General features: G+C 68.6%; 11 protein-coding genes. 4 read left to right on the top strand and 7 right to left on the bottom strand.

Annotated elements, in window-relative coordinates; genetic code table 11:
* Window positions 1–39: 39 nt before the first annotated feature.
* The 3 genes from clpB to ACFWMR_RS09740 form a co-directional block, all read right to left on the bottom strand.
* Window positions 40–2,637, bottom strand: a complete 2,598-nt coding sequence (clpB, locus tag ACFWMR_RS09750; RefSeq protein ID WP_093932501.1) for an ATP-dependent chaperone ClpB — start codon at window positions 2,635–2,637, stop codon at window positions 40–42.
* Window positions 2,638–2,725: 88 nt separating this feature from the next.
* Window positions 2,726–3,910 (bottom strand): MFS transporter, encoded by a 1,185-nt coding sequence (locus tag ACFWMR_RS09745; RefSeq protein ID WP_378378098.1) that lies wholly within the window; start codon window positions 3,908–3,910, stop codon window positions 2,726–2,728.
* A 75-nt stretch (window positions 3,911–3,985) separates the two neighbouring features.
* Window positions 3,986–4,450 carry a MarR family winged helix-turn-helix transcriptional regulator gene (locus ACFWMR_RS09740; RefSeq protein WP_378378097.1) on the bottom strand — a complete coding sequence of 155 codons (465 nt, stop codon included), beginning with the start codon at window positions 4,448–4,450 and terminating at the stop codon, window positions 3,986–3,988.
* A gap of 270 nt (window positions 4,451–4,720) precedes the next feature.
* Here ACFWMR_RS09740 and ACFWMR_RS09735 point away from each other — a divergent pair, with 270 nt between their 5' ends.
* The 4 genes from ACFWMR_RS09735 to ACFWMR_RS09720 all read left to right on the top strand — a co-directional run bounded on the left by ACFWMR_RS09735 (window position 4,721) and on the right by ACFWMR_RS09720 (window position 8,996).
* A complete protein-coding gene (locus ACFWMR_RS09735; protein WP_208635878.1) occupies window positions 4,721–5,926 on the top strand; it encodes a globin domain-containing protein in 1,206 nt (401 codons plus the stop codon).
* Between the two features lie 462 nt (window positions 5,927–6,388).
* Window positions 6,389–7,489: a globin domain-containing protein gene (locus tag ACFWMR_RS09730; RefSeq protein WP_378378102.1), complete on the top strand. Its 1,101-nt coding sequence runs from the start codon at window positions 6,389–6,391 to the stop codon at window positions 7,487–7,489.
* Window positions 7,490–7,650: 161 nt separating this feature from the next.
* Entirely contained in the window at window positions 7,651–8,400 is a 750-nt protein-coding gene (locus ACFWMR_RS09725) for a lytic polysaccharide monooxygenase (RefSeq protein WP_093932505.1), read from the top strand.
* Window positions 8,397–8,996, top strand: a complete 600-nt coding sequence (locus tag ACFWMR_RS09720; protein ID WP_093932506.1) for a DUF305 domain-containing protein — start codon at window positions 8,397–8,399, stop codon at window positions 8,994–8,996. Before ACFWMR_RS09725 ends, ACFWMR_RS09720 begins: the two co-directional genes overlap by 4 nt.
* A 67-nt stretch (window positions 8,997–9,063) precedes the next feature.
* Here ACFWMR_RS09720 and ACFWMR_RS09715 read toward each other — a convergent pair whose 3' ends face one another.
* Genes ACFWMR_RS09715 through dnaK form a run of 4 tightly spaced genes read right to left on the bottom strand, consistent with a single transcriptional unit; the run spans window position 9,064 to window position 13,342 of the window.
* A complete protein-coding gene (locus ACFWMR_RS09715; protein WP_038524831.1) occupies window positions 9,064–9,492 on the bottom strand; it encodes a heat shock protein transcriptional repressor HspR in 429 nt (142 codons plus the stop codon).
* 5 nt (window positions 9,493–9,497) lie between these two features.
* Complete coding sequence (gene dnaJ / locus ACFWMR_RS09710; RefSeq protein ID WP_378378096.1) at window positions 9,498–10,673, bottom strand: molecular chaperone DnaJ; 1,176 nt, start codon at window positions 10,671–10,673, stop codon at window positions 9,498–9,500.
* Window positions 10,674–10,706: 33 nt separating this feature from the next.
* Window positions 10,707–11,474, bottom strand: a complete 768-nt coding sequence (gene grpE, locus ACFWMR_RS09705) for a nucleotide exchange factor GrpE (protein WP_378378095.1) — start codon at window positions 11,472–11,474, stop codon at window positions 10,707–10,709.
* Window positions 11,471–13,342, bottom strand: a complete 1,872-nt coding sequence (dnaK, locus tag ACFWMR_RS09700) for a molecular chaperone DnaK (protein ID WP_378378094.1) — start codon at window positions 13,340–13,342, stop codon at window positions 11,471–11,473. Before dnaK ends, grpE begins: the two co-directional genes overlap by 4 nt.
* Window positions 13,343–13,383: the final 41 nt, after the last annotated feature.

Genomic DNA, 13,383 nt, shown 5'->3' with positions numbered 1-13,383 from the left:
TGCGCCAGGCGCAAGCAAGGGGGCCTTCATGTACCTGGGTCACTCCACCCGGGTGACCGTGAGGACCTCCGACGCCTCCTGGGACGGGATGTCGACCCGCACCGTGTCACCGTCCCGGATCTCACCGGCCAGCAGCTGTTTCGCCAGCTTGTCGCCGATCGCCGACTGCACGAGCCGCCGCAGCGGCCGCGCGCCGTAGATCGGGTCGAAGCCGTTCAGCGCGAGCCACTCGCGGGCCCCGGCGGTGACCTCCAGCGTCAGGCGGCGCCGCGACAGCCGGGCGGCGAGCCGCTCGATCTGGATGTCCACAATGGACGTCAGTTCGTCGGTGCCGAGCGCGTGGAAGACCACGATGTCGTCCAGCCGGTTCAGGAACTCCGGTTTGAACTGCCGCTGCACCACCGACATCACCGCGTCGTTGCGCTGACGCTCGTCGAGCGCCGGGTCGGCGATGGCCTGCGAACCGAGGTTCGAGGTCAGCACCAGGATGGTGTTGCGGAAGTCCACCGTCCGGCCCTGGCCGTCGGTGAGCCGTCCGTCGTCGAGCACCTGGAGGAGCACGTCGAACACGTCCGGGTGCGCCTTCTCGACCTCGTCGAGCAGCACCACCGAATACGGCCGCCTGCGCACCGACTCGGTCAGCTGTCCGCCCTGGTCGTAGCCGACGTAGCCCGGAGGCGCCCCGACCAGGCGCGCCACCGAGTGCTTCTCGGCGTACTCGCTCATGTCGATCCGCAGCATCGCGCGCTCGTCGTCGAACAGGAACTCCGCCAGCGCCTTCGCCAGCTCGGTCTTGCCGACGCCGGTCGGGCCGAGGAACAGGAACGAACCGGTCGGCCGGTCGGGGTCCGCGACGCCGGCCCGGGTGCGGCGCACCGCGTCCGAGACGACCTGGACGGCCTCCTTCTGCCCGATGACGCGCCTGCCGAGCTCCTCCTCCATCCGGAGCAGCTTGCCCGTCTCTCCCTCCAGCAGCCGTCCCGCCGGGATGCCGGTCCACGCGCTGACCACGTCGGCGACGTCGTCCGCGCTGACCTCTTCCTTGAGCATGACGTTCTGCTGGCTGACCTCACTGGCGGCCGTCGCGGCTTCGAACTCCTTCTCCAGCGCGGGAATCCGGCCGTAGCGGAGTTCGGCGGCCTTGCCCAGGTCGCCGTCGCGTTCGGCGCGCTCGGACTCGCCGCGCAGCTGCTCCAGCTGCTCCTTGAGTTCGCGGACGCGCTCGATCGAGCCCTTCTCGTTCTGCCAGCGCGCCGTCAGCGCCGTCAGCGTCTCCCGCTTCTCGGCCAGCTCCGACCGAAGCGCGGCGAGCCGCTCCTTCGAGGCGGCGTCGTCCTCTTTGGACAGCGCCATCTCTTCGATCTCCATACGCCGCACGGCGCGTTCGACCTCGTCGATCTCGACCGGCCGGGAGTCGATCTCCATGCGGAGCTTCGACGCGGCCTCGTCGACCAGGTCGATCGCCTTGTCCGGCAGGAACCGGGCGGTGATGTAGCGGTCGGACAGCGTCGCGGCGGCGACCAGCGCGGCGTCGGTGATGCGCACGCCGTGGTGCACCTCGTACCGCTCCTTGAGCCCGCGCAGGATGCCGATGGTGTCCTCTGTGGACGGTTCGCCGACCAGCACCTGCTGGAAGCGCCGCTCCAGCGCGGCGTCCTTCTCGATGTGCTGGCGGTACTCGTCGAGCGTGGTCGCGCCGACCATCCGCAGCTCGCCGCGGGCGAGCATCGGCTTGATCATGTTGCCCGCGTCCATCGCGCCCTCGCCGGTCGCGCCCGCGCCGACGATGGTGTGCAGCTCGTCGATGAAGGTGACGACCTCGCCCGCGGAGTCGGTGATCTCCTTGAGCACGGCCTTCAGCCGCTCTTCGAACTCGCCGCGGAACTTGGCGCCCGCGACCATCGAGCCGAGGTCCAGCGCCACCACGCGCTTGCCGCGCAGCGATTCCGGCACGTCACCGGCGATGATGCGCTGGGCGAGCCCTTCGACGATGGCCGTCTTGCCGACGCCGGGCTCGCCGATGAGCACCGGGTTGTTCTTGGTGCGGCGCGAGAGCACCTGCACCACGCGGCGGATCTCGGTGTCGCGGCCGATCACCGGGTCCAGCTCGCCGGCGCGGGCACGCGCTGTCAGGTCGACGCCGTACTTCTCCAGCGCCTTGAACGTGCTTTCCGGATCCGCGCTGGTGATCCGCGCCGAGCCGCGCACCTTGGCGAACGCCTCGCGCAGCGCGTCCGGGGTGGCGCCGTGCCGTTTGAGCAGGTCGGCGACCGGGCCGCCCTCGGTGGCGAGGCCGACGAGGAGGTGCTCCGTCGAGACGTACTCGTCGCCGAGTTCGGTCGCGAGCTTCTGCGCGTGCGTCAGCGCCTTGACCGCGTTCGTGTCGAACTGCGGGCTCGACACGGTGGCCCCGGTCGCCGACGGCAGCGCCGCGATCAGCGGCTCCAGCTCCTTGTGCACCTGCTCCGGATCGGCCCCGACCGCGGTCAGCAGCGGTGCGGTGAGCCCCTCACCCTGCGCCAGCAGGGCGCCGAGCAGATGCGCGGCCGCCACGTGCGGGTTGCCCGCCATCGTGGCCGCCTGCGCCGCCGACGAGATCGCCTGCTGGGTCTTCGTGGTCGGGTTGAAAGCGTCCATCCCTCACCTCGTACTAGGTCCTGCGAAGTTCTTGTCGACTCGTACAACGTCAGAAAAGTTGAGTCTGTTCCGCTCAAGTCTGAAAGGTTCAGCCGCCCGTCGGCGAGACGGCCTCCGCGGGCAGGCGCGGGCCCACCCGGCCGAGCCCGACGACGGCCGCGCAGGCGCACGCGGCCACGAGCACCCACGGGATCCACACTGCCACGGAGAACAGCCCGACGACGGCCGGAGCGATCACCGCGGCGAGCGTGAACGCGTATTGGAAGGCCGCCAGATAGCGGCCACGGGCCTCCGGCGGCGCCGCGGCTTCGGCCAGCGCCCCGGACCGCGGGCCGAACGCGAGATCGCCCGCCGCGAGCACGAGGGTCGCGCAGAGCAGGTAGATCGGCTGCAAGACCTTCGGCACGAACACCACCAGGAGGCACGCCAGGCACCACACGGCGAACAACGCCGAGCCCGCGCGCATCGCGGAGATCCGGGTCAGCCGCCGGGTGAGCCGCAGCCCGACGACTCCACCCAGACTGGTGACGACGGTGAGCAGCGCGATGATCGCGCCGGGCAGCCACCGGGGCCCCTGCAGGGCGTTGAAGACGTACACCGGCATCCCGATGAGGAAGAAGTCCATCGTGAGCGCGAAGAGCCCGCTGAACACGATCAGCGCCAGGTACGGGCGGTTCCGCCAGACCCGCGCGGGCCCCGAAAGCCGCCTCGGCCGCCGCTGGACCGGCGGCACCAGCGTCGAGAGGATGGCCGCGGCGACGACGAAGGTGGCGACGTCGATCATCACGGCGACGTACAGGCCCTCGCGCCCGATCCACACCAGCAGCCCGGCCGCCGCGAGCCCGCCCAGCCCGAAGCCCGCGGAGCGGACCATCGCGGCTTCGGCGAACGGCCGGTCCTTCGGCCCTTCGCCCGCCACGTCGGCGATGAGCGAGAACTGCGAGCTGTAGAACAACTGCTGCCCGGACGCGAGCATGACCGACGCGCCGACGACGCCGGCGAAACCACCGGCGAGCAGGAAAGCGCCCACTCCGGCGGCTTGCAGGACGTGGGCGCAGATCATCACCGTCCGCGGGCCGATCAGGTCGACGAGCCGTCCGGCGAACGCGGGGACGAGCAGCCCGGCCAGTGCACCGAGCGTGACCGCCGCCCCCGCCTGGGCGAGCGGCAGACCCACCACACGGATGACGAAGACGAGGCCCAGCGGGAGAAAGAGTCCCGAGCCGAAGTTGTCGATTCCCAACGCGACCAGCAACGCGACCCGGCTCCGCACCACTTCGACGCTACCGGCGTGACAGCGCTACGAAAGGTCCGTTCAGTCAAGACCGGCGGGTAGCAACAAAACCCCTCAGACGGGGCATGTGCGGCCGCCGAGGACCGCGCGGACATCGGCGTTCATCTCCGCCAGGCGAGTGGTCAACTCGATGACCTTCTCGTCGTCCCAGTCACCGAGCGCGCGCTCCATGAACTCCAGATAACCGGCCCGCCGCCGCCCCAGTTCCGCGCGGCCCCGTTCGGAGATGCTGATGATCGACGCGCGGCCGTCCTCGGGGGCGGGACGGCGGTCGACCATCCCCGCCGCGGACAGCTGGGAGATTTGACGGCTCACGACCGAAAGGTCCACAAAACGTCGTTTGGCGAGTTCCGAGGGACGCGCCTCGCCGTGCTTCGCCAGATCGGAAAGCAGCATCGCGGCCGCCGGATGCAGACCGGGGTCGTCCTGCCAGGCCTGCATTATCCAGGCGTGCTGCAGTTGGGAGGCGGCCTTCAGCTCACGCATCAGTTCGACCCTGGCGTCGTCTGCGGAGCTCATCGGTGCCTCCCGGCTACTTGTACAGTACAACTTTATTCGGCGACGCTTGCGTAAGACAACTATTTACCTCGTGAGATCGCCCACTGCCACGCGGATTCGAGTACACCCGTCCGGAGCAACGATGCGGGCAAAAGGGCTCCCGGCAGCTAGTCTCGCGAACGAGGCCGGAACCAGCCGACCGGCCGACAGCCACTGACCGGAGAGGTGAATGGTCCGTGAATTCTTCTCCAGTGGTCCCTCGTCCGTGAACCTGGGAAACTCTCTTCCGGTATGCGCTTCCCGATCAGCGACTCCCAGCCCGTGACGGCCGACGCGGTCAGCCCGGTACCCCGGTCGTCGGCGCCACGCGAAGCCCCGCCCGCGGTCACCGCGATGGTGCGGCTCATCCGTGACACCTGGGCGAAGTCGGAACCGTTCATCCCGGAGATCTCACAGTTCTTCTACGGGATGCTGTTCACCCTCGCGCCCGCCACCCGCGACTTCTTCCCGATCAACATGGAGGTCCAGCGCGGCAGGCTGGTGCGCGCGCTGGTCCACATCGTGCAGATGGTCGACCGGCCGGACGACCTCGTGCCGTTCCTGACCCAGCTGGGCCGCGACCACCGCAAGTTCGGTGTCATCCCGCGGCATTACGAGGCCGTCGGCACCGCACTGCTCGCCTCGCTCAAGAACCACCTCGGTCCGGACTGGACACCCGAGGTCGAACGGGCCTGGGCCGAGGCGTTCACCATCGTCGCCCGCGCGATGCAGGAGGCCGCCGCGGCCGACGTCAACCCGGCGTCGTGGTCGGCCACCGTGCTCGAACACCGGCGGCTCACCTGGGATCTCGCCCTGGTCCGCGTCCAGCCCGAATTCCCGGTGCCGTACCAACCGGGTCAGTACATGAGCGTCGAAGTCCCGCAGCGGCCGAGGCTCTGGCGCTACCTGTCCCCGGCGAACGCGCCGCGCGAGGACGGCGGGATCGAGTTCCACGTGCGCGCCGTCGACGGCGGCTGGGTGTCCCGCGCCATCGTCAGCCACACGCAGCCGGGCGACGTCTGGCGGCTGGGGCCGCCGCTCGGCAGGCTCGCCGTCGACCGGACCGACGGCCGCGACGTGCTGATGATCGCGGGCGGCACCGGCGTCGCGCCGCTGCGCGCCATTCTGGACGACCTCGCGCAATGGGGCGAGAACCCGAAGGTCCAGCTGTTCTACGGCGGACCGTCGCGTGAGGACCTTTACGACCTCGACGAGTTGCGCGCCCTCGCGGCCACGAACCCGTGGCTCACCGTGACCCCGGTGGTCGAGCACGGCGAGGAAGCACCCGGCTGTGTCCAGGGCACGTTGGCCGAAGCCGTTACACAGCAAGGATCCTGGCCGGGGCATCGCATCCTCGTCGCCGGCTCGCCCGCGATGATCCGGGCGACGGTGTCCCGGATGCTGGTCGCGGGCAGCGCGCTCGACCAGATCGCGTACGACCCCTTCACCATCGACTAGATCACTCGCCGCCTGAATTCGATTCCACAATGGTGATCAGTCGACGGCCGCATACCGTTACGTGACACCCGAATCACGGGGAAAACGCCACCCGATCGGGGGATCACACTTTCTCCGAGAACTGGCGAAAAACACTGTTGGACAAGGGAAATCCCGTCCTGCGTGATCACCTTCACTTAGTGCCAGAGGGGGTTGACGGCGCGTATATCGTTTGCTCCGTTCGAGCGGGAAACAACCATTCGTGGATCCTTTTGCGACTTTCGGGCCTACAGTCGAGATCCCTCGGGGGAAACAAGCACGATGACATCGGGTCTGGAGAATATGCCCGATCCAACTGGAGAAAATCGTTCACCCATGACTGCCGAAACAGTGAAGTACGAGCATCCACCCAGATCGTCCAGATCTTCACCGATTCCCGTTCCGCCGTTGATCGAGACACCCTCGGTGGACAAGACCGTCCAGATGGCGAAGCTCGTCCGGACGAGTTTCGCCGCTGTCGAAACGAAGGCCGACGAGCTCTCCCAGTACTTCTACGGTGCGCTTTTCTCCGTTTCGCCGGATACCAGGGCGTTGTTCCCGATCAACATGGCCACCCAACGAAATCGTTTACTGCGCGCGCTCGTCTACATCGTGCAGATGGTGGACCGGCCCGAAGAACTCACCACCTTCCTCAGCCAGCTCGGCCGCGATCACCGGAAGTTCGACGTCCTCGGCCGGCATTACGACGCGGTCGGCGTCGCGCTGATCGCCACGTTGAAAAGGTTCTTGAAAGACGACTGGACGCCCGAAGTCGAGGAGGCCTGGGTCACCGCGTACGGCGTCATTTCGAAGACCATGCGCGACGCCGCGAGCAAGGAGATCGGGCCCGCGTGGTGGAAGGCGCCCGTCGTCGAGCACCGGCTCGTGTCCCCCGACGTCGCCATCGTCAAGGTGCGCACCGATCAGCCGCTCCCGTACCGGGCCGGCGGCTACGTCAGCGTCGAAGTCCCGCAGCGGCCCCGGATGTGGCGGTACCTCTCGCCCGCCACCGCGCCGCACGACAACGGGTTGATGGAGTTCCACGTGCACGCCGTGCGCGGCGGCTGGGTCTCCCGCACGATCGTCCACCACACCCGCTTCGGCGACGTCTGGCGCCTCGGTCCGTCGCTCGGCGCGCTTTCGGTGCACCACACCGAAAGCCGTCCGCTGCTGATGATCGGCGGCGGCACCGGCGTCGCGCCACTGCTCGCCCTGCTCGACGAGATGTCGCGCTGGAAGAACAACCCGCCGGTGCACCTGTTCTTCGGCGGCCACCGGCCGGACGACCTGTACGCGCTCGACCACCTCCGCGGGCTGACCGTCACCTGCCCTTGGCTGACGGTGACCCCGGTGACCGAGGAAGGCACCATCGCCGGTGGCGACCGCGGCACGCTGGCCACCGCGGTCACGCAGCGCGGCGCCTGGAAGGAGCGTGACGTGTTCGTCGCCGGTTCGCCGTCGATGATCCGCGCGACGATCGCGAAACTGCTCGCCGCCGGGACCGACCTGGCCCGGATCAAATACGACCCCTTCACCCTGGACTGAGCCCCATACTTCGTTCGTATTAGGCCGATCGGCTGTTCTACCTGGGCCTGACGCAGCAGTAGGTCTGCGAATCATTGACCGCGGTCACCGGCGGATTTATGGTCTAGACCACATTGCTCCCCCTCAACGGGAACACCGTCGTTCCATCCCCAGGAGCCGGCATGACCGTCAAACGCAAGCTCGTGGCAGCCGCCGCCGGTGCGATCCTCGCCCCGATCGCCATCGTCGCCATCCCCCAGGTGGCCAGCGCCCATGGCTACGTGCTGTCCCCGCCCAGCCGCCAGGCGAACTGCGCCCAGGGCAAGGTTTCCGGCTGTGGCGCCATCGTCTACGAACCGCAGAGCGTCGAAGGCCCCAAGGGGCTCCGCAGCTGCAACGGCGGTCTTCCGGGATTCGCCGAGCTCAACGACGAGTCGAAGTCGTGGCCCGCCGCGTCGGTCGGCAACAGCGTGACCTTCAACTGGAAGTTCACCGCCTACCACCGGACCACGAACTACGAGTACTACATCGGCGGCACCAAGATCGCCGACATCAGCGGGAACAACTCCGCGCCCAAGGACCCGACGTCCCACACGGTCAGCCTGAACGGCTTCAGCGGACGGCAGAAGGTCCTCGCCATCTGGAACATCGCGGACACGCCGATGGCCTTCTACAGCTGCATCGACCTGCAGATCGGCGGCGGCAACCCGCCCACCAGCAACCCGCCGACCACCAGCAACCCGCCCTCGACGTCGAACCCGCCGAGCAGCACCACCAACCCGCCCACCGGCGGCACGTGGGCGGCCGGGACGGCCTACACGGTCGGCAGCACGGTGACCTACGGCGGCGCGACCTACCGCTGCCAGCTGGCCCACACGGCCATCCAGGGGTGGGAACCGCCGAACACCCCCGCGCTCTGGACCCGGCAGTGAAGCTGGCCCTCGTTCTCGTCGCCGGTCTCGTGGCCCTCGCGGGCTGCGGGGCCGGTGATGGCTCACCTCCCAACGCCGGTGCCCCGATCTCCCCGGTCCCTCAATCGGCCGCGCCGGCGTCCGCCGACTACAACGACGCCGACGTGATGTTCCTGCAGATGATGCTCGCCCACAACGACCAGGGCGTGGAGATCGTCAAGCTGGTGAAGACCAAGCAGGCGCAGAAACAGGAGCTCAAGGATCTCGCGGCCGCCATCGAGGCGACGCAGCTGACCGAGAGCACCGACATGCGGAACTGGCTGAAGAACTGGGGCAAACCCGAGACGGGCTCCATGGACCCGAACGCGCACCATCATCACGGTGGCGACGGGCTCACGGACAAGGGTCTGCTCGAAGCGCTGTCCAAAAAGGATGGTGCGGAGTTCACCCTCGACTTCGCCGACATCTTCGTGGCGCACCAGCACAACGGGGTCGCGCTGGCGAGGACCGAACTGAAGGACGGCAAGGACCCGGGGTCGAAGGCCCTGGCCCAGCGGATCATGGACTCGCGCACCGGCGAGGTCCAGCAGATCCGGACCCTGGTCCCCGGCCAGTAACGCGTTTAGTCCTCTAAATGCCCAGGACGCCTTCCGGCGCCAGACCACGGTCAGGGCATTTAGAGGACTAATTGCGTTTTTTGGGCTTCCAGACGACGAGCGCGGTCTGCTGCCGCAGCGGAACGAGATCCTTGCGGTAGGAGGCGTGCACGGCCGCGGCCGTCTGTTCGGCGGTGAGGTACGCCGCCGTGAGCTCCTCGGTCAGTTCGGCGATCCGGGCGCGGAGCGCGTCGACCTGGTTTTCCAGCTCGATGATCCGCTTGATGCCCGCGAGGTTGACACCGTCCTCTTGGGACAGTCGCTGCACTTCGCGGAGCAGCGCGATGTCCCGCATGGAGTACCGGCGGCCACCCCCGGACGTCCGGCCCGGCGACACGAGCCCCTGGCGGTCGTAGGACCGCAGGGTCTGCGCGTGCAGGCCGGACAGCTGTGCCGCCACCGAGATGACGAACACCGGGGTGTCCTCGTCCGCACCGTGCGGCAGCCCGCCGAACATCGTGCTCACCTGCCTTCGAGAAGTTCGGTGATCTCCGGTCGCGGGTCGTGATCGGACATGGCCTCCGCGTAGGCCTCCAGCGCTTCACGGGCCTTTTCGTCCAATTTGGACGGAATGGCCGCCTGCAGGGTGACCAGCAGGTCGCCTTGCGAGCCGTCCCGCTTCGCGATCCCCTTGCCGCGCACGCGAAGCACGCGGCCGCTCGCCGTGCCTTGCGGCACCTTCAGCGAGACCTTGCCCTCCAGCGTCGGCACGGTGATCGTGCCGCCGAGGGCCAGTTCCGCGAAGGACACCGGCACGGAGATCGTCAGGTCGAGGTCCTGGCGCCCGAACACCGCGTGCGGCGCGACGTGCACGCGGACGTACAGGTCGCCCGGCTGCGCGCCGCCCTTGCCCGGTTCGCCCTGACCGGCCAGCCGGATCCGCTGGTCGTCGGCGACGCCCGGCGGGATCCGCACGGTCAGCGTGCGGGTGCGGGTGCTGACGCCCTCGCCCGCGCATTCCGGGCAGGGGTCGTCGATGATCGTGCCGCGGCCGCGGCAGTCGCGGCACGGCTCGGAGAACGCGAACGCGCCCTGGCTCCGGCTGACCAGCCCGCTGCCCTGACAGGTCGAACACGTCCTCGGGGAGGTCCCCGGCTTCGCGCCGTTCCCGCCGCAGGTGGAACAGGTCGCCGGGCTCGACAGCCGCAGCGGCAGGGTCGCGCCCTTGACCGCCTCGGTGAAGTCGATCCGGACGTCGGTCTCCACGTCCGCGCCGCGCTGCGGCCGGTTCGCCGTGGCACCGGCCGCGGCGCCTCGGCGGCCGAAGAGACCGCCGAGGATGTCGCCGAGACCGCCGAAGCCGCCCTGCTGCTGGCCCGCCTGGCCGAAGATGTCGCCGACGTCGAAGCCGCCGCTCCCGCCGCCACCGCCCGGGAAGCCGAAGCCACCCGGACCGCCGGAGCCGAAGAGGCGGCGAGCCTCGTCGTACTCCTTGCGCTTGGACGCGTCGGAAAGAACGCCGTACGCCTCGGAAACCGCCTTGAACTTCTTCTCGGCCTCCGCGTTGCCCGCGTTGGCGTCGGGGTGGTTCTCCTTGGCCAGCTTGCGATAGGCCTTCTTGATCTCGTCCGCGGTGGCGTCGGAGGAGACGCCCAGCTCACGGTAGAAGTCCTTACCGATCCATTCCCGTGCACTCACCGAACGTCTCCTCCTTTCACGCCGTATCGCCGATCAGCGGTTGTTCTCATCGAAAAGTTCGCCCTCGAGCGGCAGCTCGCCGCCGACGGGCGGGTCCACCGGGGCGTCCTGCGCCGCCGGCGCGGGAGCGGCTCCCGGCTCGTGGTCGGTGACCCCGACCAGCGCCGCGCGCAGCACGCGCTCGCCGAAGCGGTAACCGCGGCGCATGACCGTGGTGACCGTCGGGCCCGCGACGTCCGGCGAGGTGCTGTGCTGGACGGCTTCGTGCACGCTCGGGTCGAAGGCTTCGCCCTCGGCGCCGAACGGCTCGAGCCCCGACCGCTGCAGGCTCCCGACCAGCTTCTCGCCGACCGCCTTGAAGGCACCCGTCAGATCGCCGTGCTGCTCCGCGCGCTCGAGGTCGTCGAGCAGCGGGAGCAGGTCGTTGACGACCGACGCCTTCGCACCGGTGACGACCTGTTCGCGGTCGCGGTCCACGCGCTTGCGGTAGTTGGCGTACTCCGCCTGGAGACGCTGGAGGTCGGCGGTGCGTTCCGCCAGCTCCTTCTCCAGTCCGGTGGCCACCGTCACCGAATCGTCCACGATGGAGTCCCCGAGGCCGGGGCCCGCGTGCGTCGCGGGCTCCGGCGCTTCGGTCACTACCGGTTCTTCGGCCGGAGCGGCGTGCTTCGGACCGTCCTGAGGTTCGGCCGGGGCGGCCGGACGGACCTCACCGGTCAGCGGGTCGATCCGCCTACGGTCCCGCACGACCACCGGTTCCTCCGGGCCACGGCCCTCGGTCTCGTCGTAGCGTCCCGTCACTTCTTGTCCTTCTCGTCCTCTTCGACGATCTCGGCGTCGACGACGTCGTCCGCCTTGGCCTGGGAACCGGTGCCCGCGCCGGCCGTTCCGGCGGCGCCTTCACCGGCGGCACCTTCGGCGCCCGGGGTGGCGTTGGCGTAGAGCGCGGTGCCCAGCTCCTGCGAAGCGGTGTTCAGCTTCTCGATGGACTCGCGGATCTTCGCCGAGTCGGTGCCCTTGAGCGCCTCGTTGGCCTCGTCGATCGCGGACTTCACCTTGCCCTTGAGCTCCTCGGGCAGCTTGTCCTCGTTGTCCTTGACGAACTTCTCGGTCTGGTAGACCAGCGTCTCCGCCTGGTTGCGGGTCTCCGCCTCCTCGCGGCGCTGCTTGTCCTCCTCGGCGTGCGCCTCGGCGTCCTTGACCATGCGCTCGATGTCGTCCTTCGGCAGCGCGGAGCCACCGGTGATCGTCATCGACTGCTCCTTGTTCGTGCCGAGGTCCTTCGCGAGGACGTGCACGATGCCGTTGGCGTCGATGTCGAAGGTGACCTCGATCTGCGGCACGCCACGCGGGGCGGGCGGGAGACCGGTCAGCTCGAACATGCCGAGCTTCTTGTTGTGCGCGGCGATCTCGCGCTCACCCTGGAACACCTGGATCTGCACCGACGGCTGGTTGTCGTCCGCGGTGGAGAAGATCTCCGAACGCTTGGTCGGGATCGTGGTGTTGCGCTCGATGAGCTTGGTGAACACGCCGCCCTTGGTCTCGATGCCCAGCGAAAGCGGGGTCACGTCGAGCAGCAGGACGTCCTTGACCTCGCCCTTGAGCACACCGGCCTGCAGCGCGGCGCCGACGGCGACGACCTCGTCCGGGTTCACGCCCTTGTTCGGCTCGCGGCCGCCGGTCAGCTCCTTGACCAGGTCGGACACGGCCGGCATGCGGGTGGAACCACCCACGAGCACGACGTGGTCGATGTCGCCGACGGCGACACCCGCGTCACGGATGACGTTGTTGAACGGCTTGCGGGTGCGCTCCAGCAGGTCCGAAGTGATCTTCTGGAACTCGGCGCGGGAGAGCTGCTCGTCGAGGAACAGCGGGTTCTTGTCCGAGTCCACGGTGATGTAGGGCAGGTTGATGCCCGCGGAGTTCGAGCTGGACAGCTCGATCTTCGCCTTCTCGGCCGCCTCACGGATGCGCTGGAGCGCCATCTTGTCCTTGGTGAGGTCGATGCCGTTGGAGGCCTTGAACTTGTCGACCAGCCAGGTGACGATGCGCTCGTCCCAGTCGTCGCCGCCGAGGTGGTTGTCACCGGAGGTCGCGCGGACCTCGACGACACCCTCGCCGATCTCCAGCAGCGAGACGTCGAACGTACCGCCACCGAGGTCGAAGACCAGGATGGTCTGTTCCTTCTCGCCCTTGTCGAGGCCGTACGCCAGCGCGGCCGCGGTGGGCTCGTTGACGATGCGGAGCACGTTCAGGCCGGCGATCTGCCCGGCCTCCTTGGTGGCCTGCCGCTGCGCGTCCTCGAAGTAGGCGGGGACGGTGATGACCGCGTCGGTGATGGTCTCGCCCAGGTACGCCTCGGCGTCGCGCTTGAGCTTCATCAGCACGCGGGCGCTGATCTCCTGCGAGGTGTAGGCCTTGCCGTCGATCTCGGTCTTCCAGTCGGTCCCGACGTGCCGCTTCACCGACCGGATGGTCCGGTCGACGTTCGTCACGGCCTGGTTCTTCGCCGGCTGACCGGTCAGCACTTCGCCGTTCTTGGCGAAGGCGACGATCGACGGGGTGGTGCGTGAACCTTCCGAGTTGGCGATGACCGTCGGCTCGCCGCCCTCAAGGACAGCGACGACCGAGTTGGTCGTGCCGAGGTCGATGCCGACCGCTCGCGCCATGGTGTGATCCTCCTGCTAGTTCGTGACCTGCACGTTCGACC

Origin of the sequence: Amycolatopsis thailandensis (assembly GCF_042723255.1) — a bacterium.
GTDB lineage: Bacteria > Actinomycetota > Actinomycetes > Mycobacteriales > Pseudonocardiaceae > Amycolatopsis > Amycolatopsis thailandensis.
Note: the sequence above shows the minus strand (reverse complement) of the source record. Positions and strands in the feature narration are given on the sequence as shown.

Excerpts from the sequence above, each read along its gene's own strand:
- ACFWMR_RS09735 (WP_208635878.1), top strand. The coding sequence starts at position 4,721 with ATGCGCTTCCCGATCAGCGACTCCCAGCCCGTGACGGCCGACGCGGTC.
- ACFWMR_RS09740 (WP_378378097.1), bottom strand. The coding sequence starts at position 4,450 with ATGAGCTCCGCAGACGACGCCAGGGTCGAACTGATGCGTGAGCTGAAG.
- ACFWMR_RS09725 (WP_093932505.1), top strand. The coding sequence starts at position 7,651 with ATGACCGTCAAACGCAAGCTCGTGGCAGCCGCCGCCGGTGCGATCCTC.
- ACFWMR_RS09715 (WP_038524831.1), bottom strand. The coding sequence starts at position 9,492 with ATGTTCGGCGGGCTGCCGCACGGTGCGGACGAGGACACCCCGGTGTTC.
- dnaK (WP_378378094.1), bottom strand. The coding sequence starts at position 13,342 with ATGGCGCGAGCGGTCGGCATCGACCTCGGCACGACCAACTCGGTCGTC.
- clpB (WP_093932501.1), bottom strand. The coding sequence starts at position 2,637 with ATGGACGCTTTCAACCCGACCACGAAGACCCAGCAGGCGATCTCGTCG.
- ACFWMR_RS09730 (WP_378378102.1), top strand. The coding sequence starts at position 6,389 with ATGGCGAAGCTCGTCCGGACGAGTTTCGCCGCTGTCGAAACGAAGGCC.